Here is a 23,199-nt window from a genome sequence, read left to right on the forward strand (position 1 = left end):
GTACCACTGAGTGCCGATCATTTGTTCGAGCCCAGTGTCACCAAGATTGGGTTCCGCAGAGGGACATTCCTGAGGGGCTTTATGTATGACTTTATTCAGCAGTTTGCTCCCCACTTAACGAAAGATGTCGTTCAGGAAGCTATCTCCAGGCACAATAAAGCAGAAGTTGATGAGCTGTTTTCTGGTGTGCAGCTACCAGATCACTGATAGCTTCCATTAATGGGTCATGGCAGGGGTTTTAAGCCGCCTGCCGGTCCAGTACTTCCTTAACCAGTTTGAAGTAAATGGTATAAACCCTGGGTTCCTTGCCTTCTTCTTCCACGACGAAGAACGGGGCTTTATCCACCTGATAGAAATCTGCCAATAAAGCACCTTCGCTGCCAGCTTCACCTTCTTTAGCAATCAACACCTGGTCGATTCGATCAATGTGGCCTGAGCTTTCCAGTCGTTCCTGTACTTCACTGCACTTTTTACAAAGGCTGCCGTCTGCCATTATTTTTTTGACCATTGTGATTTTCATCAGGAAGCTCCACTGGCTATAAATTCCGGTTGCTGTCATTCAACACGTTGTATTTTGTCCTGACAGATTTTAGCAGCTGTTGATATTCCTATTGATAATAACTTCATATATTTATAGGTGTTTATGCTATATTTCCGGGCTCTAATAATAAGTTCGCTCTGCTCAGGGGGGAGAAAATACGATGGATGTTGTATGTCTGGATCTGGAAGGGGTGCTGATTCCTGAAATCTGGATCGAATTTGCTGAGCATACCGGGATAAAAGAGCTCAGGGCTACCACCCGGGATATCTCTGATTATGATGAACTGATGACCATGCGCCTTGATGTGCTTAAAAAGCATAATCTGGGTCTGAAAGAAATCCAGGAAGTGATTGCTACTCTGTCTCCTCTACCTGGTGCTGCTGACTTTGTTGCCCGCCTTCGAGAACGTTTTCAACTCATAATATTGTCCGATACTTTTTACGAATTTGCAGATCCATTAATGGCTCAGTTAAATCGTCCTACTATTTTCTGCCACAAGCTGGAAATAGACGATCAGAGGATGGTGGCTGGATACAAGCTCAGGCAGAAGGATCCTAAAAGGCAGTCTGTGAAAGCATTAAAGGCTTTGAATTATCATGTGATGGCGGCAGGTGACTCATACAATGATACCACCATGCTGGAAGAAGCCGACGCAGGTTTTCTGTTCCATGCGCCGGACAATGTGATCAGGGAATTTCCCCAGTACTCTGCATTGAATGAATACGATGAGTTGTATGACGCTTTCCTGAAAGCCAGTACTTATAATCAGTAGCGGCTGATCACTCGCAGAAAGTTTCAAGCGCTGTCATCAGGTTTTTTACCTTGGTAATGGATTCCTGGTATTCCTGGTGACAGTCAGAATCGGCAACAATGGCGCCGCCTCCCCAGCAATGCAGTTTGTGGTTCTGTGCAATCAGTGTTCGAATGGTGATGCTTGAATCCATCTTGTCATTGCAGCTGATGTAACCAATGGCACCGCAATAGACATTCCGGGCCGAAGCTTCCAGTTCTCTGATGATTTCCATAGATCTGATTTTTGGGGCGCCTGTAATCGAGCCGCCCGGAAAAGCACCTTCCATTAATTCCAGTACACTGTGTTCAGGGCTCAGTTCACCCGTTACTGTACTAACCAGGTGATGGACGTTGGCGTAGCTTTCCAGTTCAAACAATCTGGGAACACTGATGCTACCGGCCTTGCAGACTTTACCGAGATCATTCCGTAGCAGATCAACAATCATCAGATTTTCAGAACGGTCTTTCTCGCTCGAAAGCAGTTCTTCTGCTTGGGCAAGATCTTCAGCAGGCGTTTTGCCTCTGGGGCGAGTCCCTTTGATTGGGTGCGTTTCAACTTTACGTTCGGTGACCTTTATGAACCGTTCCGGAGAATGACTCAGAATTTTTACGTCGGGATGGGAAAGATAAGCCGAGTAGGGTGCAGGGCTTACTGTTCTCAAATGCTTGTAAGCTTGCCAGCAATCACCGTTATAGCGACTGGTGAATTCCTGGGTCAGATTTACCTCATAGGTGTCACCGGCCAGAATGTATTGTTGCACTTTGTCAAAAGCGCTCTTGTATTCATCTTCGCTGATGGTGGCAGAAAACTTTTCTTGCAGCTGAAACCTTGCTCCCAGTGAGTCAGTTTTGCTTCTGATTTGATCCAGTACCTGCTCCCTGTTTTCTGCAGGCATATCAGGATGGCTGACAAATAGAGTTTTGTTCAGGTGGTGGTCAGAAATAATGGCCCAGTGATACAGGCCTACGCTCATCAAGGGTGTTTCCAGAGAGCGAGGTTGAATTCTTTCCGGTTCAATCAGGCTGCATAATTCATAACCCCAGAAACCCAGGGCTCCGCCCGTAAAAGGAAGGTCTGGCTCATCTACGGGGGTCATGGTCGAGAGAAGTTCATCCAGAACATTGAAAGGAGACTGCTCTGATATAACCTGTGTTTCCCCTGTGACTTGATTGGTAACTTTTATAACACTCTGATCATCGACAGTGACAACCGCCCAGGGGATGGCAGTAATAATATCAAAACGACTGTGTTGTTCTTTTTTCAGGGAAGAAGAACAGCTGTCCAGATAGCATGCCCAGGGTTGCTCGCTAAAAGGTTCAAAATAGGGGCTGGAATCGGCAAGGTAGTCCAGTTCAACGATGAATAGCTCGTTCATAAAAGGCATAAAAATCCCGGGTCACATCAGACGCGCATTCTACCTATAGAGTGGCATGGGTGCTATGGGCTTTTCAGAGGTTTTAACGCGCTCTCAGCGAGATTGTGAACAGGTTGCTCCAACTAAGTTGGGTATCTGAATGAGAGGAGAGACCATAATCTGGGTGCTTAAACATTGCGAAAACCTGAATTGTTAACAATAATTTGTAATTATTGATGTGTTTGAGGTATAAAAGGCCTCAAATAATAAGATTGTAAACAATCTTTATGACAGAAACGAATGTAAACAACGATACCCATCGTGTCGGAACACAAGCTCAGGAAGTAGCAGGTCTTCTTATTGGAGACATTATTTCAGGGAAGTTACCCCAGGGGTCACGAATCTCTGAGCCTGAGCTGTCCCGACAGTACGGAGTAGGGCGAGGTCCACTCCGAGAGGCCATTCTCAAACTTGAAGGGGCTGGGCTGGTGGTAAGGGCTCCTCATGTCGGTGCTCGTGTCGTTACCCTGACCCAGACTGAATTATCTGAAATGTTTGCCGTTCGGGAAGCGCTGGAAGGCATGGCTGCAAAACTGGCGGCTACTCATATGACCGACCAACAGTTGCACGAACTGGAGTCTTTACTCAATACCCATGCCCGTTACATCCAGGATCATGAGGGTCAGGCCTATTTTGATCAGGAAGGTGACCTGGACTTCCACTACCGGGTGATCAAGGGGTCCTGCAATCAGAGGTTGATACGTTCGCTCTGTGATGAACTGTATCACCTGATCCAAATGTACAGAAAAACGTCCGGGCGCCGTGCGCGACCCGAAGAAGCGTTGATTGAACATCAAATGATTTTTAAAGCCCTAAAGGACCGCGATGGCGAGCTGGCAGAGATGTTGATGCGCCGTCATATAGCCAGGGCGAGAAGAGAGATCGAACAATTTATCGACCCCGATAAACAGTCCTGAGCCTGCGGCATCAATGACAGGCTCATGACCCATGATAAGAAGAGAGGAAGTGATATGAGCGATAAAGACAACGCCCTTAATCGACTGATTGCCAAAGAAGGTATTGTTACTGCTCCGGGTGTATACGATGGTATCTCCGCTCGTCTGGGTGAAGAAGCTGGCTTTTCCGCTCTGTACGGCAGTGGTGGTGCGATTGCCCGCAGTACCGGTGTACCCGATATCGGCCTGCTCACTCTGACGGAAGTGGTGGATCGAGTTCGTCAAATTTGTGAAGCCACGTCACTGCCTGTTATTGCCGATGCTGACACAGGTTTTGGTAACGAGGTGAACGTTAAGCGTACGGTTGAACTGTTCAGAAGTGCCGGTGTTTGTGGCTTCCATCTGGAAGATCAGGAGTTTCCAAAGCGTTGCGGTCACCTGGACGGTAAGTCTCTGGTCTCTACAGAAGAAATGTGCAAGAAAGTGTCTGTTGCGGCCAAATACGCAGGCAATGTCACCGTGATCGCCAGAACTGATGCGATCGCTGTAACCGGTTTTGACGATGCGATCGAGCGTGCAAAGGCTTATGTTGAAGCTGGAGCTGACATGCTGTTCGTTGAAGCGCCTCAAACGATTGAACAGATTGAAGAGATTGCCAAGCAGGCCCCGGGCCCGAAACTGATCAATATGTTCTACAGTGGCAAGACGCCTCTGGTGCCTACAGACGATCTGAAAGCCATGGGCTATCAGCTGATCATCATTCCTTCTGATCTTCAGCGTGCAGCGGTAACGGCTATGCGTGAAGTGTTGGACGTGATCAAGCGTGACGGTAACAGCGGAGCCATCGCTGACGGCATGATGACATTCCAGGAGCGTGAGCTGCTGGTTAAGACCAAAGAGTTTTTGAATCCTTAACTGCATTGGAAGCAGTTAATGCCCATAGCGAATGAAAAACATTTAATCACCACAATGAGTTTTATCATCTACCTGACAAACTCATTCAATAAGAAGAACGGAGAACTATCATGGCAGAGAAAAAATTAGGTGGTGCTGGCCTGCGTGGTCAGTCTGCTGGTGAAACCGCACTGTGTACCGTAGGTAAAACCGGTTCTGGCCTGACTTATCGTGGCTATGACATCAAGGAACTGGCTGACAAGGCCCAGTTTGAAGAAGTCGCCTATCTGCTGCTTTACGGCAAGCTGCCAAATCAGGCTGAGCTTGACGCTTATAAAACCCGCTTGAAAGGTATGCGTTCACTGCCGGATGCCCTGAAAGTAGTGTTGGAACAGATCCCTGCAGACGCTCACCCAATGGACGTGATGCGTACCGGTTGCTCCATGCTGGGTAATCTGGAAACTGAAGGTGATTTCTCAGAACAGCTGGATCATATCGATCGTCTGCTGGCCATCTTCCCGGGCATGATCAACTACTGGTACAACTTCAGTCACAATGGTACTCGAGTCAATGTTGAGACAGATGCAGACTCCATTGCCGAACAGTTCCTGTGGACTCTGCATGACAAGAAACCTGAGCCTCTGCATGTTCAGGTAATGCATGCTTCCCTGATTCTGTATGCTGAGCATGAATTCAATGCTTCTACCTTTACCGGCCGTGTTTGTGCTTCCACACTGTCAGACATCCACAGCTGTGTAACCGGTGCTATCGGTTCCCTGCGTGGTCCTCTGCATGGTGGTGCCAACGAAGCCGCTATGGAAATGATCGAGAACTGGCGCTCTACCGATGAAGCGGAAGAAAACATCATGGGTATGCTGGCTCGTAAAGATAAGATCATGGGCTTCGGTCATGCCATCTATCGTGAGTCCGACCCACGTAATGCCATTATCAAAGAGTGGTCCAAGAAACTGTCTGATCAGGTCGGTGATGAATACCTGTACGCTGTTTCCGAGCGTGTTGAAGCCGTTATGTGGCGTGAAAAGAAGCTGTTCTGTAACGCTGACTTCTTCCACGCTTCTGCCTATAACTTCATGGGTATTCCTACCAAACTGTTTACACCGATCTTTGTTTGCTCACGTGTATCTGGCTGGACTGCTCACGTTATGGAGCAGCGTGCGAACAACCGTATTATCCGTCCTTCTGCCGATTATACCGGTCCAGAAACGGCTGAGTGGGTAGCGATCGAAGATCGTCCATAAAGCTTGACGTCTGATCGGGCAGAATCGCTTGATCAGACTATCTATAAGAATAAAAAAGAGACAGTTGGCCCTGGCTGACTGTCTTGTTAATACTTTTCGATGAGTTCCTGAAGTTATGAACACTGCACATCGCAAACCTTTACCGGGCACCCAGCTGGATTATTTCGACACTCGTGCAGCCGTCGAAGCCATCCAGCCTGGTGCCTATGCCACTCTGCCATACACTTCCCGTGTCCTGGCGGAACAACTCGTTCGTCGTTGTGATCCTGAGACTCTGACGGATTCCCTGAAGCAGATCATTGGCCGCAAGCGTGATCTCGATTTTCCCTGGTATCCTGCCCGTGTAGTGTGTCATGACATTCTCGGACAAACTGCCCTGGTTGACCTCGCGGGTCTGCGTGATGCGATTGCGGAGCAGGGCGGAGATCCTTCTGAAGTCAATCCGGTAGTACCTACCCAGTTGATTGTTGACCATTCCCTGGCGGTAGAACATGGAGGCTTTGATGAAGAAGCTTTCGAAAAGAACCGTGCTATTGAAGATCGTCGTAACGAAGACCGTTTCCACTTTATTGAGTGGACCAAAACCGCTTTTAAAAACGTTGATGTAATCCCTGCCGGTAACGGCATCATGCACCAGATCAACCTGGAGAAAATGTCTCCGGTGATTCAGGCTCGTGATGGCGTGGCTTATCCGGATACCTGTGTCGGTACCGACAGTCACACTCCCCATGTAGACGCTTTGGGTGTTATCGCCATCGGTGTCGGTGGTCTGGAAGCTGAAACGGTTATGCTGGGTCGTCCTTCCATGATGCGTCTGCCAGACATTATTGGTGTTGAACTGGTAGGCAAGCGTCAGCCAGGTATCACCGCCACAGATATTGTTCTGGCCATCACTGAGTTCCTGCGTAAAGAGCGTGTAGTTTCCTCCTATCTGGAATTCTTTGGTGAAGGTGCAAAAGACCTGACCATTGGTGATCGAGCCACCATCTCAAACATGACACCAGAATTTGGTGCTTCAGCAGGTATGTTCTATATCGACGAACAAACCATTGATTATCTGAAGCTGACCGGTCGTGAGCCTGAGCAGGTTGAGCTGGTAGAAAACTACGCCAAGCTGACCGGTCTCTGGGCAGATGATTTGAAGAACGCTGAATACGAGCGTGTTCTTAAATTTGATCTGTCTTCTGTTGTTCGCAACATGGCAGGCCCATCTAACCCACATCGTCGTCTGCCTACTTCAGATCTGGCTGAGCGTGGCATAGCTGTTGATCTGGATAAAGCCCAGGCTGAAGAGAAAGAAGGCCTGATGCCAGACGGAGCCGTTATTATTGCGGCCATCACCAGTTGCACCAACACCAGTAACCCGCGCAACGTAGTGGCTGCAGGTCTTGTTGCCCGTAAAGCCAATGAACTGGGTCTGGTTCGCAAGCCTTGGGTTAAGTCTTCCTTTGCCCCTGGCTCCAAAGTTGCAAAGCTGTATCTGGAAGAGTCCGGGCTGCTGCCTGAGCTGGAAAAACTGGGTTTTGGTATCGTAGGTTATGCCTGCACCACCTGTAACGGTATGAGTGGTGCCCTGGACCCTGAAATCCAGAAAGAATTGATCGAGCGTGATCTGTACTCTACAGCAGTACTATCCGGTAACCGTAACTTTGACGGTCGTATTCACCCATACGCCAAGCAGGCATTCCTGGCGTCACCGCCTCTGGTTGTCGCTTATGCCATTGCCGGTACCATGCGATTTGATATCGAAAAAGATGTTCTGGGTACTGACAAGGATGGCAATGCCATCACCCTGAAAGACATCTGGCCAAGTGACGAAGAAATCGACGCTATTGTTGCATCCAGCGTGAAACCTGAGCAGTTCAACGAAGTTTATATTCCGATGTTTGATCTGGGTAAAGCGACAGAAGCCGAAAGTCCTCTGTACGACTGGCGTCCACAAAGTACCTATATCCGTCGTCCTCCTTACTGGGAAGGTGCCCTGGCCGGTGAGCGTACCCTGAAAGGCATGCGTCCGCTGGCGGTTCTGGGTGACAACATTACTACTGATCACCTGTCACCTTCCAACGCGATTCTGGCCAGCAGTGCCGCTGGTGAATATCTGGCGAAAATGGGTCTGCCTGAAGAGGACTTCAACTCATACGCTACTCACCGTGGTGACCACCTGACTGCTCAGCGTGCGACCTTTGCGAACCCTAAACTGCTGAACGAAATGTGTCTGGATGAGAAGGGTGAAGTGAAGCAGGGATCCATGGCCCGTATCGAGCCTGAAGGTAAAGAAACCCGCATGTGGGAAGCGATTGAAACCTACATGAATCGCAAGCAGCCGCTGATCATCGTGGCCGGTGCGGATTATGGTCAGGGTTCGTCCCGTGACTGGGCGGCAAAAGGTGTTCGCCTGGCCGGTGTTGAAGCCATTGTGGCTGAAGGTTTTGAGCGTATTCACCGTACCAACCTGGTCGGTATGGGGGTTCTGCCTCTTGAGTTCAAGGAAGGTACTACCCGTAAGACTTTGGGTCTGGACGGTACTGAAACCTATGACGTTATCGGTGAACGTACACCCAGAGCTACTCTGGCACTGCTGATTCACCGTGCCAATGGCGAGACTCTGGAAGTGCCAGTAACTTGTCGTCTGGATACCGCAGAAGAAATTTCTGTGTATGCTGCCGGTGGTGTACTGCAACGCTTTGCCAAGGACTTCCTGGAGGGCAAATAAGAATGTCTCATGTGCCTCAGATCAAGGTGCCTGCTACCTATCTTCGTGGCGGTACCAGTAAAGGTGTTTTCTTCTCTCTGGAAGATCTCCCTGAGCGCGCACAGGTTCCGGGCGAAGCCCGGGACAACCTGTTGTTGCGTGTGATTGGCAGTCCTGATCCTTATGGCAAACAGACCGATGGCATGGGTGGGGCAACCTCCAGTACCAGTAAAACGGTTATCCTGTCCAAAAGCAGCCAACCTGATCACGATGTGGATTACCTGTTTGGCCAGGTTTCCATTGATAAGCCTTTTGTGGACTGGAGCGGTAACTGTGGCAACCTGACCGCTGCTGTGGGTGCTTTCGCGATCAGTAAAGGTCTCGTAGATGCCAGTCGTGTGCCTGAGAATGGTATTTCAGTGGTTCGTATCTGGCAGGCCAATATCAAAAAGACCATCGTAGCTCATGTACCGATCACTAATGGTGAAGTACAGGAAACCGGCGACTTTGAGCTGGATGGTGTGACCTTCCCGGCTGCAGAAGTCCAGGTTGAGTTTATGGATCCTGCCGATGGTGACGGTGCCATGTTCCCAACCGGGAATCTGGTGGATGATCTGGAAGTTCCAGGTGTTGGAACATTGAATGCTACGATGATCAATGCCGGTATTCCAACCATCTTCCTGAACGCTGAAGAAATTGGCTATACCGGCACTGAACTGCAAGAATCTATCAATAGTGACGAAGCCGCTCTGGCCAAGTTTGAAACCATCCGTGCTCACGGTGCTGTTCGTATGGGGCTGATTGATCATATTGATGAAGCCGCTAAGCGTCAGCATACCCCGAAGGTCGCGTTTGTAGCCAAACCCACGGATTATGTTTCATCCAGTGGTAAGCAGGTGACGACTGAAGATATTGATCTTCTGGTTCGTGCCCTGTCTATGGGCAAACTGCACCACGCCATGATGGGAACTGCTGCAGTTGCCATTGGTACTGCGGCTGCCATTCCCGGAACCCTGGTGAACCTTGCTACCGGTGGCGGTGAGCGTAATGCCGTTCGCTTTGGCCATCCTTCTGGCACGCTGCGTGTTGGCGCAGAAGCTGAGTTAGTAAACGGTGAGTGGGCTGCCAAAAAAGCCATTATGAGCCGCAGTGCCCGTGTGCTTATGGAAGGCTGGGTTAGAGTACCCGGAGATTCTTTCTAATTACCTTTTGATTTTCTCTTTCCATCCCAAAGACTGCAGGGGTTTCCTGCAGTCTTGCTTCAATGTGTGCCGAGCATGTTGCACAGCTTGGGGGTGAAAGTCCCCTGTCCAGCCAGATGAGGGCGAAGGACTAGTACTGAAAAACAATTTACTTATCTTATATCAATACCGGAATTTTTGACTCTGGCATTCTTCCCTGACATTGTTCAGGACTTTACTCATGCCAGCCCGCTATCGCATTCTTTTGTCCTCTGATGAGCAACAACAGCTCAAGGACATCATTCACCAAACCAAAATCGCAAAACATAAACGCATTCATGCTCAAATCATTTTAGCTTTGGACGAGAATGGGCCAAAACTTACAGAACTGCAGACCATTTGAGCCTGTGGTGTTACAACGAAAACAGTACAAAGAAATCGAAAGCGTTGTGTGCTTGAAGGCTTGGAAATAGCTGTAAATAGTAAGCGCAATGGTATAGCCCGACCTAGAAAGCTTCAGGGATGAGCAAGCGCAACTTGTTGCACTCACCTGCTCCGAACCTCCGGAAGGTAACTCCCACTGGACATTAAAGCTCTTGGCGGATCGCATGGTTGAGCTGAATTATGTCGACACCATTTCTGGCCAGACTATCCGGAGAGAATTGGAGCAGACTGTTGCTCAAGATTATACATCGCGATAATAGTGAAACTGTCCTAGGCTTAGATGCCTGTTATCAGTGCCTTTAAGTACAGGAAAGTACAGGCGTTCACTAATAAACATTGAGCCAGCTGCATGAGAAATCCTGTGTTGTTCCTGCTTGACTCTATCTGGAAGAAGCTTAATTGGGTTTCTGCCCTGCTTCTACTGAGTGTTAGCATGAACGCCTTTTCAATTGTGTGGAAGATAGGGGATATTGACGAAGACCTTTCCGATGGGATGACTTCCAAAGAAGTAAAATATCATTACGAAAAAGGTCATCTGGTGGCCTTCGGGGATGCTATTTTTTATCGGAATATCGCCGACGCTGCAGAGATACCTGGTTGGATACTGGCGAGTATGCCGAATCATGCGCCTGTGAACCCGATGATCTTTATAGTGAACTCTTCTCCTAACATGCATCTGCAGCCATTGAATAGTTATCCACTGCTTACTGCTGAACCTCCCCAGCCACCCCCAGATACAGCGAATACGGAACAATGGCCTTTAATGGGTGCAGCGGCGGCTGCTTCTCCGCCGCCCCAACCTCTTGAGGCAACCCCGGAAGCAGCACCTGGACCTGGAGCAGGGATTGGCTTTCCTCTTGCGGCCCCAACCCAGATGGAACCCATACCGCCAACACTTCCGGTAGGTGATCCTAGTAAAATAAGGAGGGGCAATGCCAGAGCGTTCGTACAACATCTGAATAACCAGAGGCTGGTTGTTGTGTACAACGGCTTTATCAATGTTCCCCCTTCTCTTCCATTCACACCAGAACTTCAATGGCTCATTTCCACTGAATATTTCCAGCAGTTGGCCTTGAATCCTCAGTTTAGTTCACCTCAGTACGTCTGGGTGCATGTTCTTGAAGCTAATACCATGCAGTTTCACTGGGAAGCCCATATGATTCCTCCGCCGGGCATGTCTTTTCCCTCTGTGGGAAATGCGGCAGGTGTTTTCTCAGCCCCAGATACTCAGAGCGCACAGAGTATTCCAAATATCCCTTCGCACGTTCACGAGCAGATCCGATTCTATTTAAGCCAACATCATGTGGTGGTTTATCAGGGAACCATTTTCTGCCCGCACCCTGTTACTCAAGATATGTACCTGAACCTGCTCGCTTTGGCCCATAATGCGGCCAGTCAGTTTTTCCAGAACAATCCAGGGGGCGTGGCCAACTACCTGCTCGTATCTGTAGGTGGGGTTGAAGGCATCACCGGATTTGCTTTTGCTCCTATTCAAGAACCTATGGTTCAGGTAGCGGGTCTCCCTCCAGGAAATATTGCTCCGGCGGCTGCTGGTCCGAATATAGCTCCTGCAGCCACAGGCAGAGGCCATGCAGGGCAATCTGGATGGCAAGAACAGAAGCCGAAAAAGGCGAAAAAGAAACGGAATAATAAACCAGCTGCTTCCGCCCCGGAACCTGCCACTCAGATTGGAGAAATGGCTCTGCCCACTGTAGGGCAGCAGTATAATCCTCAGGCAGTGCACCCGACCAATTTCGTTTTTAATACGATTAATAATATTCACCTAACCACGACCAGTTATACCCTGATTGTTGTTCCTCCCGATAAGACGCCAGAACAAGGGGACCCTGATGAAGGAAGGGGCAATGCTCCAGACGAAAGTGGGAGCAGAGGCAGACAGCAACGTGGGAGGCGTGCGCTGCCTCAGTCTGATAAAAACTCCCCAGAGAAAGGGGGAGATACGGCTGTCTCTCAGCATAGCGGCTATAGCCGTTTTTACTTTATAGGTTTGCCCCTGACCGCGTTGGCAATGATACCGATAGTTGTTGCTGGGGCTCACTACTTGTTATTTGGCGATAGTCGTCGCCCTCAGTTAGCGACATTGCCAAAGAAAAGCATGAAACCGGCTGAAGAAGCCAACCCGGTTTCCCGCTCTTCGCAAGCATCGGCGGCCCCGTCGCCTCTGGCGACGCTGGGTCGGCTCAGTCAGCAGGAGCAGCTGTTGAACTATTTCACTGATCGGCCTATGAAGGAATTAATCAACGAGCTGTTTGACCTGGATGAGGTGGTATTGCGCCCGACCATTCACCGCTATAGATTTCAGAAGATGGAGTTTCACGAGACGCAGGAGTTCAGGAAACTGACGGATAGCTATCGCAGAGAGGATTTTACCCGTGAGAACCATATGCTCAATTTTATTCCATTTGGAAAAATTCTGAGATTTTCAGAACTGCCTCTCCATGAAAAAAAACACCTTCTTGAAACCATGGCTCCCTCGATTAAATCGGTTTATCAGCAGTTGAGCTATGAGGAGCAGGAGGAGTCCCTGATGGCTCCGGAAACCAGTGCACCTTCAGAGTTTCGTATTCTTGATGCGTTTCAATGGCTGATGCTGCTGTGTGGCATGCCTGACCAGCCAACGGCTGCCCTGCATTGCTATGAGAAAGCTGGCAACCTGTTAAAGAACGAGCTATGGCATATCAAGCCGAGCTTTCGGGCATTACACGACAGTTATATAACCATGCGGGCGCCGACCAGAGTAAAAAACTGGATAATGATTCCCAGCTGGCCCGTGACCGGAAAAAAAAGCATGGTGAGCATTCCGGAGCTGATACCTGTTCTCCAGACGGGCCACTCATTTACCTTTTTGCATCCGAGGCGACAGCAGAAAGATGGCCTTCGGCTCCCTCTGTCACACCTCGGAATCACCAGGATGGAGAAGCTGAAGGTGCTAACGCCCAGCTTGAGATGGCGGCAAACTCAGCACTGGGACTTTACCCAGGATGGTTTTAATTACCAGGCGGGGGCAGTCAGTCAGGCAGTGGATGAACATCATAATCATATCGCTGTAGTAGACCAGAACAGTCTGGTGGCTCCCAGTTCCGCATTGTCAGAAACTTCCCTGAACAAGAGATGGCGCGTTGACTGCGATCAACTGGGGATTGAGGGTTCTAAACTCTGTCACGACCTGAGCGACAACATACCGACGGCTTATGCTGTACATCAGCTACTTTCCCGGTATCCCGATCTGGAAATACCAGTGTATCAGCGGGTCACACAAGATCAGGATGGTAACGGCCGCTTCGAAAGAGTTCCACGGGAGACGGCCAGGGTCATTAAATATTCTGGAGAGAAGGTGAGCCTGGGATTCAGGAAATTATCTCGATTCGACACTCTGCCACGGCATTACATCAAACAGCTAATAAGAGTCTATGCCATGGCTGATCGTTATTATCGCCGAGAAGCCGGTAGTATTGAGCAGATGGTTAAGACATTGAGAATCTGCGGGTACATTCCATTCCTTGATGCGGCAAAGCACTGCTATCTGAACTTCTATAACCCTGACAGGGTTGTCCCAGGTAGCAAGGACGATTATGCCCTGAAATACGCCAAGGCAGAAACGCCCGCACCAGAGCCAGAGCGTGAAGGTTTTTTCGTGCGCTATTTGCCTCTGTTTATATATTTTATTGATCCGGATAGTGAGTCATTAACCTGCAGTTTGTTACCTGTCGCACAGCTGATTAATAACGGTAAGCCTGGGCATCACCTGTTCTTTGATTCATCCCGGCCCGCTCAAGTCGAGTTTCCCTATGATCCGGAAGCGAGCCTTGATGAGCACCGATTCTCAGCAATGACTCCGGTGGGGATGTTAGCCTGGATAGAGCTAACTGGTGACAATATCTCGGATGATGGCAGTCGGGTTGTTATACCACAGGGGTCACAGACAGGCACCTTTATGACAGAGTTCTTTCGTAACGGTACCGTCGAGCTCATGAGCTTCTATAAAGGCAGGAAAATTCCCGAACTGTAATAATCTGGCCAAAAGATGCCCCTTTCCAGCCAAGCTGGTGGCTGCTGGCACTAACGTCTTCAAGACGAAGGAGTCAGGTCTTGAATCATGAAGACGAAGGAGTCAGGTCTTGAATCATGAATCCAGCTAGAGAAAGTGAGACCAAGATCATTTCTGGGCGGTCTCACCATTTAAAAATAACGATCAGATTTCCTTTTCTTCTGTCGCTTACTCTCGAAGGTGAAAGCCCTTCATCCGGTAAGGTCTAGCAAACCGCCGGAACCCCGAGTCATGGGCAGTAGCCAGTAATGGCAATGGTTAAGCGTTGACAGGGGAAGCTGCAGGCTCTGCTTTTTATATGGCTCTTTTACAGGGAGCATGGAGCCTTGCACTGCATATGGCACTGCCGAATAGCGGGTTCGATGAATTAGGTTTGATAAGGTTATTGGTTGCTTAACTGACCGAACCGCGTAGTACGGACCCGTGCGCTGCGTGGTGTGGGAGGAGCGTAGCTGTGAGGCTACGCCCTATCCCGATCTATCACCCTGTTTCGTATAAATACACCATTGTTGGCCGATAACCCTGACAGCTGAACGGTTAACAGGTCAGGAAATGAGACGGGTTCTTGCAGGAATTCTTCTAAGCGTTTTCATCACTAAGAGTCAGGCTGCCCAAAGAGGCGAGTTCTGTGTTGAAAACAACCTCTACGGTGTTTTCTACGCCGTCGTCAATTACATCAGTATTGGTTTGACCGTTGAAAAAAATGGTCGGGTTGTTTTTCCTGAGTCCGGTGAGCCACATGAACTGGGTTGGGGGCGTAGCTGGTGTCGAGCAATCGCAAAGGGTGAAGAGCTGATTATTCATGAAGCATCCTATTGGGGAAGCTGGAATAGCAGGAAAAAATTCTCCACGCCATTATTGAATGCCATTGATGTCCGACTGGAGCAAGCGGGACGATACGATGAAGATTATGGTATCAATCTGGTGGCAAGACCCGCTGATACTCAGGGTATTCCAGATTCTTCGCGGTGGATGACGGATCTCTATACCAACAAATCCACGCCTCTCAATCAGGTCTGTATGTTGGGCACCCATAATGCGGGCAGTTATTCGATTTCATTACTGTCTGCCCAAGATCCACATATGGACGAACCGATCAAAGAGATCTTTGACAAGATCGGTGTGCTTTTATCCCTTCCTGTGAAAGAAGTATTGAAATGGTGGGGAATCACCCAGTCAGTGACTGTTTATAACCAGCTGGTTTCAGGGGCGCGTTATCTTGATATTCGTGCCAGGAAGATAAATGGCAAGTTGGTAACGGCACACGGTCTAGAGGGCGCTTCAATGGCTTCCGTTGTAGCGGATATGAAGCGTTTTCTTGATGAGAGGCCCGGTGAAATCGTTATTTTTCATGTCCATGACTCCCATGGTATGACCCAGACCGATGAGCAGGAATTGTTTGCACTTATGGATGCCAACTTTTCCGGTCGTCTTGCGCCGTCATCTCTTTCTCCATCAACGCCCATTAGTGAGTTCCAGAATAACGGTTATCAGGTGATTTTTGTTTCTGGTTTCTGGAGTCGAGGGTTTCCAAACTGGTCCAAATGGGGCGCTCTCAGTAATCCCTGGCACGACCAGAACAAGCCTTATCCTTTGCTGGATAAAGTCGCAGACGAGATTCGACGAAGAAGTAACTCTCAGTTTCATGTTGCCCAGCTGATTCTGACACCGGCAGAGAGTGATTTTAAAACCATGCTATTGCCTGGCTGGCCGCAAAACCTGAGGCAGTTAATCGCTACCATCAAGTACCCGTCAGGACAGTTTCAATACATTAATAACGCAGCGCTTCTGTCTGGCCGAAAGGCCAACATTATTCTTCAGGATTTTCCGGAAGACGGTGATCTGTACAACACCTGTATGAAGGAAAACATCAGGCAGCTAGGCCTCTGAAGCAACCTGTCCAGGGAGGGATAAATGATCAGATTTATACGGAGTGTATTGATGGCTGGCGTCTGTCTGGCTTCATCGGTTTTTGCCCAGGAGAAAATACAGTTCCGAATTGATCAGCTGCTGGGAAATATGGAAGACCGTCAGCTGGCAAAGCAGTTGGGGCAATATCGTCAGCAGGTGATTACAGGTATTGAGGCCTGGTGTATGGAGCAGTCTGAATGTAATCCTGAACTCCTGAGTGTTCATGATCTGGCTGCCTTTGTCACAATCATCAATAAGAATGATGCCGACATTCGTCTGAAGATGTTATTCGATCGGGTATTGAAAAAATTCAGGGATACTGAGTGGGGACGAAAAATTCTGAATCACAGAGAAGTGTTTCTGGAAGATTTTAACCAGTGGTGTGTGACCCGTTCGTTGGAATGCTCTTCAGGTCGTCTTTCAGAGGAGTTGCTGGCTAACTATATGCACCAGTGGAATCCCGATAGTCAGGCATTACAAGCCATCAACTCACAAAATAATGATACAGGCCCGATCTTGCCTGAGCCTTATTGGAGCTGTTACGACTTTATTAATGATAAGGACAATACGGTTCGCTACGGCTGGCTCTACTGGCGTGATGTAAGAATTTTCATTGATCCGGAAAAAGCCAAGGCGAAAAAAGGGCCTCTGGTTTATTACTGGCACGGTTCCAATGAAGACTGGTCACAGATTTACCGTGTTCTGGGTCACTCTGTCATTGATGAAATAGTCTCTGAAGGCGGGATCGTCGTTGCCCCTCATGCCGGTGCGCCTGCCGCTTTACCCTGGTATATCATGAATCCGGCAACGACGGGTCTGGAAAACGATTACTATTTGGCGGATCAAATCGCGGCTTGTGCTGAACAGCTCTACGATATTGATGAAGAACGTATCTATAGCATGGGCTTCAGTGCCGGAGGTATTCAAAGTGCTGCCATGGGCAGGCTGCGTTCAAACTACATAGCCGCCATAGCCAGCTATTCGGGTGGGCAATTGCCTTGGTTTTCTTTGCTCTTCAGCCAAGCTCCTGACAACTATTACAGAGCCTACATCACCTATGGAACCCGGGGGGAAGATAAAGTCCCACTGGTGGAGTTTGCCGATACCAGTGAAAGCCTGCTGGGGTATCTGGAGTGGCGTGGATTCCACGAGGTTATGGTGTGCCAGCAGAATCGGGGGCATACCATGCCATACCGTTCCATGAGGCAAGGGTGGGAGTTCATTAAAAACACCCGTTATCAACGCCTGACTTCAGAGCAGACAGCAGAATTCAAGAAAGCCTGGGTTCGAAGGAATGAGAAGAGCTGGTGTTACTGAATGCCGTTGCCAAAAATAAATGTAAGTAAATATATAGCTATACTTACCCGCGCTCAGTGATCCGTGCTGCTTCGCAGTAGATCAAGAATAAAAACCTCTCAAGGTGTATGTTGTTTTGCAGGTTTGTATAAAGTTGTTTCAGCTTTTATTGCTGTATCTCATCTGTTTTATGTCTCAATCCGCTTCTGCAACCACAACGGTCTCGTTTACGAGTACCCAGCAGATAGAGCCTGCTAGCTGTTTAGTAGAAATTGTTTCGTTTACAGCTGTTTTATCTGCCCAGTCAGAATTCAGTGCTTATGTAGTTGGACCTGTTGTTACTCCAGAGGTCAGCAATGAGCCAGAGGTGATATCGGTTCAGCCTGGTGTGAGCAGTACCCGAGTCAATAATTCTGTTTTTCGCCCAGCCGGGCTCCAGCATTCTATTTCTGAACCTGTAAGGCGTTGTTGTACTACTGAGCAGCGTTGGCTTGATATGGAGTACATGTTTTCTCATTATCCAAGATTAATGCCGACACTGGCCTGTATCCCGGGGTGTATCTGTTTGTTTGGTGGGGCCTTTTTGATGGATGAGTTCTGTAACCCTGTCATGCCGGGGGGGGAACTGGAAGGGCTAACAGTACCTTGCTGCCAAATGCCAAGGTTGCTTTATCGGAATAATGCACTTGCACATCGGGCCAGTCAGCTATCTGTTGCACTTGGAAGGCCCGTGTATTTATCTGATTTAATTCTCCTCTGGCTCGAAGGCAATGTCAGGAGTGACCATCAAACCAGACGATTTCAGTCAAATCCCGTTACGGCAGGATACTCATTACAAACGACTTTACTCGAAGCCATGCAGGGTGTCACAGGGATGCAAGTATTGCTTGTTGAAGAAGAGTCGATTGTTTTGACACAAGTGGCGGATCAGATCTTGCATTTTAATGAAGTGGTTCAGTCTGAGAGTGCTCCAGCCGGTGCGACCGATGTGTTATCCATTCTGTCGTTCTCCAATGCGCATAATCTGGTTTCGATTTTTTTGCAGACGGGCGAGCATGTCTATCATCTTTTATTACCCGCTGTGACTTATAATCATTGTGCCGAGTCAGAGCTGGAAACTGTCAGGGCGTCAATAAGGTTTGTCAGTGACAATGACCCATTGTTACCCGTGACATTGATAAGAATTTACCTGAAACGAAGGGGTTAGGTTGTAGGTAAGATTCAACAGTCCTTGGGGCTTTAAAAAATTTTACTGATTGGTCAGATGTTGAATGAATCTTCGTCTATTCTGGTTTGGGTTTTATGATTACATTCATCGGATCCAATGAAACCATTACAAGAGTTTTTCCTTTGGGGTGTCTGTTTTGTTTTTGCAGTGACTTGTCATGCATCCGATACACCGTACCGGTCAACCCAGCAGATAAAGCCAACACGTTGCACAGCATCTCTGGTAAGTAATACATCAGGCACAACAATACAGACGATTACAGCAACACCAGAGCCTTCTCCAAGTGCTTCGCTACCATACAGTTGCTCAATGGAAGCTAGCTCTTCCGGGGCTTGTGCTATGGATAGTTCTGGAAGAATACCGGCAGGTATAGAAATGAATGGTTTGGCGATAGGGGATCAGGTGTTCAGGCCTCAATGGCTTGCTCAACGAGCATTTGATTCCAGAAACTCTGCTCAGAGAATTGCTCTGGATCAAGTTGGGAAAGCGGCAGGTGCCCTGATGCGACTGGGGGTGAGCGAATCAGTCTTACGAAGACTTGAAAGAAGACTGCTACCTGTATGTGATATGACATCTTTTATTCAGGTTATTCATTGTCTGAATGAGCAGCTAGTGGTACCACTCATGCAGTCTGAGATCGTTATTTACTGGTTGCTGTACATACAGTATGGGAGTCATTCATCGATTCTTAACCAGCTGTCTGGAATACAGGAAACTCGTCCTTTGGGGGATGGCTCTCTTCTAATCAAGAACCTGGTCTATCTGATCAGAATGCTTCTGACCTATCAAACCATTCAGCACCAGTTTTTGTCAGCTGCTAACCTGGTGGCAAATCTCGAAGAGCAGATGGCTTCGGGAGGGGATCATACTTTTATTATTATTGATTCCGAGCAAGTCGAGAATGTCCATGTTCTGGTTCAGCAAAGTTCGCATATGCAGGTGCTCTCACTGCCAGATCTTAATGATCATTCTTACAACTCTTTTCCTGATGTTATGAAAAGGTTGAGAGCACTTATGTCTTCAGGGTTTGGTTGTGGCAAGCTGTGGCTCATCTCTGTAAAGAAGGGATAGAGAAGCTTGGATGATGGCAGACTGCAGGGACTTCCTGAAGTATTGCAGTCCTGCCCGGTCAATCCATTGAAGTATTTAATCTGTTACTTCAGTCGTCGTTTCAGGTGTGCCAGATCCATAATACGAGTCGATATCTCTTCAACAGAGTAATCGGTGCTGTTGATGTAAGGAATGCGTTCCTTGCGGTAGATCTGCTCGATGGTATGCACTTCAAACTGACACTGCTGGCTGGATGAATAGCGAGAGTTCGGGCGTCTTTCGTGTCGGATACCTGCAAGGCGTCCCGGGTGAATAGTCAAGCCAAAGAGCTTTTCTCTATGGGGTTGTAATGGCTTTGGCAGTTTTAGAGGTTCATCCAGATCTTCTTCGGTAATGGGGTAGTTGGCGGCAAATATGCCGAATTGAAGACCCAGGTAGATGCAGGACGGGGTTTTACCACTCCGTGATGCCCCCAGCAGAATAATATCGGCCTTGTCATAATTTCTTGTTCTTGCACCGTCATCATTATCCAGTGCGAACTGTACCGCCTCGATGCGTCTATGATAGCTGTGGCTGTGGGTTGTGGAGCGCTTTTTCCCTGTTCTGTACAGCGGGTGTTGACCAAACTCATGCTCAAGTCCCGGCAGGAATGTCTGGAACAGGTCTATTATATAGGCGCCACTGGCATGGAGCATGTGGCTGACTTCTTCATTGAGGACGGTCATGAAGACGACAGGGCGGATTTGTTCAACTTTGTGAATGTTGTGAATCTTTTCTATCAGCTGAATGGTTTTTACAGTGGAATCTATATAAGGGAAGGTAACATGTTGAAACTCATAGCCTTCAAACTGCGCGAGAAGACTTTGGCCGAACGACTCGGCAGTGATTCCTGTACCGTCTGAGACGAAAAATACCGTTCTTTGCACTTTTTTTCCTTCATGGTATTTCATTTTCTAACAAAATCTAACATAGTATGGCTACCGAATCACGGAACCGATAGGCCGGACTGGCTCCGGTATACCAGATGGTTGTCTGTATTACAAAAAATAGCCATGCGCTCATCAGCAGCAAAGAGCTAAGACAGCCTGAGCATACAAGCACACCTGGCAAACCGAAACAGCCATAAGCAGATAGAAAGAGCGGGGATTGCTGCTTTGAATAATTTTGTAGTTGGCCTGGAAACTCTGGGCATGGGCGACGTCGAGAAAGTCGGCGGGAAGAACGCCTCTCTGGGAGAGATGATCAGTGGTCTGAGTCAGGCCGGAGTGAAAGTACCTGGAGGCTTTGCGACAACCGCTGAGGCTTATCGGGACTTCCTGGAGTCAAATAATCTTTATGAGCGCATTCATGTCTTGCTGGATGATCTGGATATCAATGATATTCGTGCGCTGACCACAGCCGGTGCCAAGATCCGTCGCTGGATTATGGAAGAGCCATTCAGGCCTGAGCTGGAAGAATCCATTATCAAGGCTTACCGGTTGCTCTCTGATGGTGGGGATGAGTTGCCCGTTGCGGTTCGTTCGTCGGCCACGGCAGAAGATCTTCCTGATGCCTCGTTTGCCGGTCAGCAGGAAACCTTTCTGAACATTCGTGGCGCTGAAAATGTTCTGATTGCGGTGCGTGAAGTTTTTGCTTCCCTCTTCAATGATCGCGCCATTGCCTATCGTGTTCACCAGGGGTTTGATCACAGAAATGTTGCCCTTTCTGCCGGTATTCAGAGAATGGTCCGCAGCGAAACCGGCTCCTCTGGTGTACTGTTCTCTCTGGATACCGAGTCCGGTTTTGATCAGGCAGTCTTTATTACAGCTTCCTACGGTTTGGGCGAAACGGTAGTGCAGGGCGCTGTGAATCCTGATGAGTTTTATGTCTACAAGCCTGCTGTTAAAGAAGGGCGTCCGGGTATTCTGAGGCGGACTCTGGGCAGTAAAGCAATCAAAATGATTTATGGCCGAGCAGGTTCAACCGGCCGTTCTGTTGAAACAGTGGACGTTGATCTGGAAGCTCGTGGTCAATTCTCCATAAATGACGAAGATGTCACCGAATTGTGCCGTCAGGCCATGGCCATTGAAGCGCACTACGGTTGCCCAATGGATGTGGAGTGGGCAAAGGACGGTGATGACCAGCAGATTTATATCGTTCAGGCGCGTCCTGAAACTGTGCAGAGTCAGAGCAGCAACCGAAAGCTGGAAAGCTACATCCTTAAAGAAAAGGGTGAACTGCTGGTAGAAGGTCGAAGCATTGGTCAGAAGATTGGACAGGGTAAAGTTCGCCTGATCGAAGACATTGATGAAATGGACCGGGTTCAAGAAGGCGATGTTCTGGTCACAGACATGACCGACCCTGACTGGGAGCCGGTGATGAAGCGTGCTTCTGCCATCGTCACCAACCGTGGTGGCAGAACCTGTCATGCGGCCATCATTGCACGTGAACTGGGTATTCCTGCTGTTGTAGGTTGTGGTGATGCCACCCGACTGCTCAAGGAAGGTAAGGAAGTCACCGTTTCCTGTGCTGAAGGTGATACCGGTTTTATCTATGAAGGTCTTCTCAATTTTGAGCATCAGGTAAGAGATCTGGATGTAATGCCAGATCTACCCTTCAAGCTGATGATGAACGTGGGTAATCCGGATCGTGCCTTCAGTTTCTCCAGACTGCCTAACCGGGGTGTAGGTCTGGCCAGGCTGGAGTTCATCATCAATAAGATGATTGGCGTGCATCCTAAAGCTCTGCTGAATTTCGATAAACTGCCTCAGGATGTTCAGCGCCAGATTTCTGAGCGGATCTCTGGTTACAGCAGTCCTGTAGATTTCTATGTTGAGAAGCTGGTGGAAGGGGTTTCTACCATTGCTGCAGCGTTTGCTCCTGAGAAAGTGATTGTCAGGCTCTCTGACTTTAAATCCAACGAATACTTTAACCTGGTGGGCGGAAATCTTTATGAGCCCCACGAAGAAAACCCAATGCTGGGCTTTCGAGGTGCATCCCGTTATATCTCTCAGGAGTTTCAGGACTGCTTCGAACTCGAATGTCGGGCGATGAAGCGAGTCAGGGATGAAATGGGGTTGACCAATGTCGAATTGATGGTCCCGTTTGTACGGACGCCGGATGAGGCAAGACAAGTCATTGAGATTATGGAGAAATACGGTCTCAAGCGTGGTGAAAATGGTCTGCGTGTCATTATGATGTGTGAACTGCCTTCCAATGCATTGTTGGCCGAAGATTTCCTTCAGTACTTTGATGGATTCTCGATTGGTTCCAATGATATGACTCAGCTGACACTGGGTCTGGATCGGGATTCCGGCTTGATTGCCCATCTGTTTGATGAGCGTAATCCTGCCATTAAGCAGTTGTTGTCCATGGCCATTCAGGCTTGCAGAAAGCAGGGTAAATACGTCGGTATCTGTGGTCAGGGGCCCAGTGACCATCCTGATTTTGCCAAGTGGCTGATGGAAGAAGGCATTGAAACCGTCTCTCTCAATCCGGATTCTGTTCTGGAAACCTGGTTGTACCTGGCTGACAGTTGATCCTTCTATA

General features: G+C 48.7%; 16 protein-coding genes and 1 pseudogene. 14 read left to right on the plus strand and 3 right to left on the minus strand.

What is annotated here, in order from left to right:
* Positions 1-207: pseudogene (cysB, locus tag WG89_RS31340) on the plus strand (HTH-type transcriptional regulator CysB); the annotation flags it as partial.
* A gap of 31 nt (positions 208-238) precedes the next feature.
* Here cysB and WG89_RS23430 read toward each other — a convergent pair.
* Positions 239-520, minus strand: coding sequence for a hypothetical protein (locus WG89_RS23430; RefSeq protein ID WP_062270167.1), 282 nt, complete (start codon positions 518-520; stop codon positions 239-241).
* A gap of 181 nt (positions 521-701) precedes the next feature.
* Here WG89_RS23430 and thrH point away from each other — a divergent pair, with 181 nt between their 5' ends.
* Positions 702-1,313, plus strand: coding sequence for a bifunctional phosphoserine phosphatase/homoserine phosphotransferase ThrH (gene thrH, locus WG89_RS23435; RefSeq protein ID WP_062270132.1), 612 nt, complete (start codon positions 702-704; stop codon positions 1,311-1,313).
* 7 nt (positions 1,314-1,320) lie between these two features.
* Here thrH and pabB read toward each other — a convergent pair whose 3' ends face one another.
* Positions 1,321-2,718, minus strand: coding sequence for an aminodeoxychorismate synthase component I (gene pabB, locus WG89_RS23440; protein WP_245662967.1), 1,398 nt, complete (start codon positions 2,716-2,718; stop codon positions 1,321-1,323).
* Between the two features lie 257 nt (positions 2,719-2,975).
* Between pabB and WG89_RS23445 the strand changes: the two genes are divergently transcribed.
* From WG89_RS23445 to WG89_RS23490, 11 genes are all read left to right on the plus strand, one after another.
* Complete coding sequence (locus tag WG89_RS23445; RefSeq protein WP_062270133.1) at positions 2,976-3,665, plus strand: GntR family transcriptional regulator; 690 nt, start codon at positions 2,976-2,978, stop codon at positions 3,663-3,665.
* 54 nt (positions 3,666-3,719) lie between these two features.
* Complete coding sequence (locus WG89_RS23450) at positions 3,720-4,559, plus strand: isocitrate lyase/PEP mutase family protein (protein WP_062270169.1); 840 nt, start codon at positions 3,720-3,722, stop codon at positions 4,557-4,559.
* 110 nt (positions 4,560-4,669) lie between these two features.
* On the plus strand, positions 4,670-5,797 hold the full coding sequence (gene prpC, locus WG89_RS23455; protein ID WP_062270134.1) for a bifunctional 2-methylcitrate synthase/citrate synthase: 1,128 nt from the start codon (positions 4,670-4,672) through the stop codon (positions 5,795-5,797).
* Positions 5,798-5,912: 115 nt separating this feature from the next.
* Positions 5,913-8,513 carry a Fe/S-dependent 2-methylisocitrate dehydratase AcnD gene (acnD, locus tag WG89_RS23460; RefSeq protein WP_062270135.1) on the plus strand — a complete coding sequence of 867 codons (2,601 nt, stop codon included), beginning with the start codon at positions 5,913-5,915 and terminating at the stop codon, positions 8,511-8,513.
* 2 nt (positions 8,514-8,515) lie between these two features.
* The gene (gene prpF, locus WG89_RS23465) at positions 8,516-9,694 is read left to right on the plus strand and encodes a 2-methylaconitate cis-trans isomerase PrpF (RefSeq protein WP_062270136.1); all 1,179 of its coding nucleotides are present in this window, start codon (positions 8,516-8,518) and stop codon (positions 9,692-9,694) included.
* Positions 9,695-9,914: 220 nt separating this feature from the next.
* Positions 9,915-10,076 carry a hypothetical protein gene (locus WG89_RS30610; protein WP_153301785.1) on the plus strand — a complete coding sequence of 54 codons (162 nt, stop codon included), beginning with the start codon at positions 9,915-9,917 and terminating at the stop codon, positions 10,074-10,076.
* A 474-nt stretch (positions 10,077-10,550) separates the two neighbouring features.
* Complete coding sequence (locus WG89_RS23470) at positions 10,551-14,147, plus strand: hypothetical protein (RefSeq protein ID WP_153301786.1); 3,597 nt, start codon at positions 10,551-10,553, stop codon at positions 14,145-14,147.
* A 591-nt stretch (positions 14,148-14,738) separates the two neighbouring features.
* Entirely contained in the window at positions 14,739-16,076 is a 1,338-nt protein-coding gene (locus WG89_RS23475) for a phosphatidylinositol-specific phospholipase C domain-containing protein (protein ID WP_062270138.1), read from the plus strand.
* 24 nt (positions 16,077-16,100) lie between these two features.
* Positions 16,101-17,414: an alpha/beta hydrolase family protein gene (locus WG89_RS23480; RefSeq protein ID WP_062270139.1), complete on the plus strand. Its 1,314-nt coding sequence runs from the start codon at positions 16,101-16,103 to the stop codon at positions 17,412-17,414.
* A 475-nt stretch (positions 17,415-17,889) separates the two neighbouring features.
* Positions 17,890-18,600, plus strand: a complete 711-nt coding sequence (locus tag WG89_RS30615) for a hypothetical protein (RefSeq protein WP_153301787.1) — start codon at positions 17,890-17,892, stop codon at positions 18,598-18,600.
* A gap of 360 nt (positions 18,601-18,960) precedes the next feature.
* Entirely contained in the window at positions 18,961-19,692 is a 732-nt protein-coding gene (locus WG89_RS23490) for a hypothetical protein (RefSeq protein ID WP_172806904.1), read from the plus strand.
* Positions 19,693-19,775: 83 nt separating this feature from the next.
* Here WG89_RS23490 and ppsR read toward each other — a convergent pair whose 3' ends face one another.
* Positions 19,776-20,597 carry a posphoenolpyruvate synthetase regulatory kinase/phosphorylase PpsR gene (ppsR, locus tag WG89_RS23495; protein WP_062270170.1) on the minus strand — a complete coding sequence of 274 codons (822 nt, stop codon included), beginning with the start codon at positions 20,595-20,597 and terminating at the stop codon, positions 19,776-19,778.
* A 228-nt stretch (positions 20,598-20,825) separates the two neighbouring features.
* On the opposite strand from ppsR, the gene ppsA reads away from it, so the two are divergent.
* Entirely contained in the window at positions 20,826-23,189 is a 2,364-nt protein-coding gene (gene ppsA / locus WG89_RS23500) for a phosphoenolpyruvate synthase (protein WP_079254008.1), read from the plus strand.
* The last annotated feature ends 10 nt before the right edge of the window (positions 23,190-23,199 follow it).

The organism is Endozoicomonas arenosclerae, assembly GCF_001562015.1.
GTDB lineage: Bacteria > Pseudomonadota > Gammaproteobacteria > Pseudomonadales > Endozoicomonadaceae > Endozoicomonas_A > Endozoicomonas_A arenosclerae.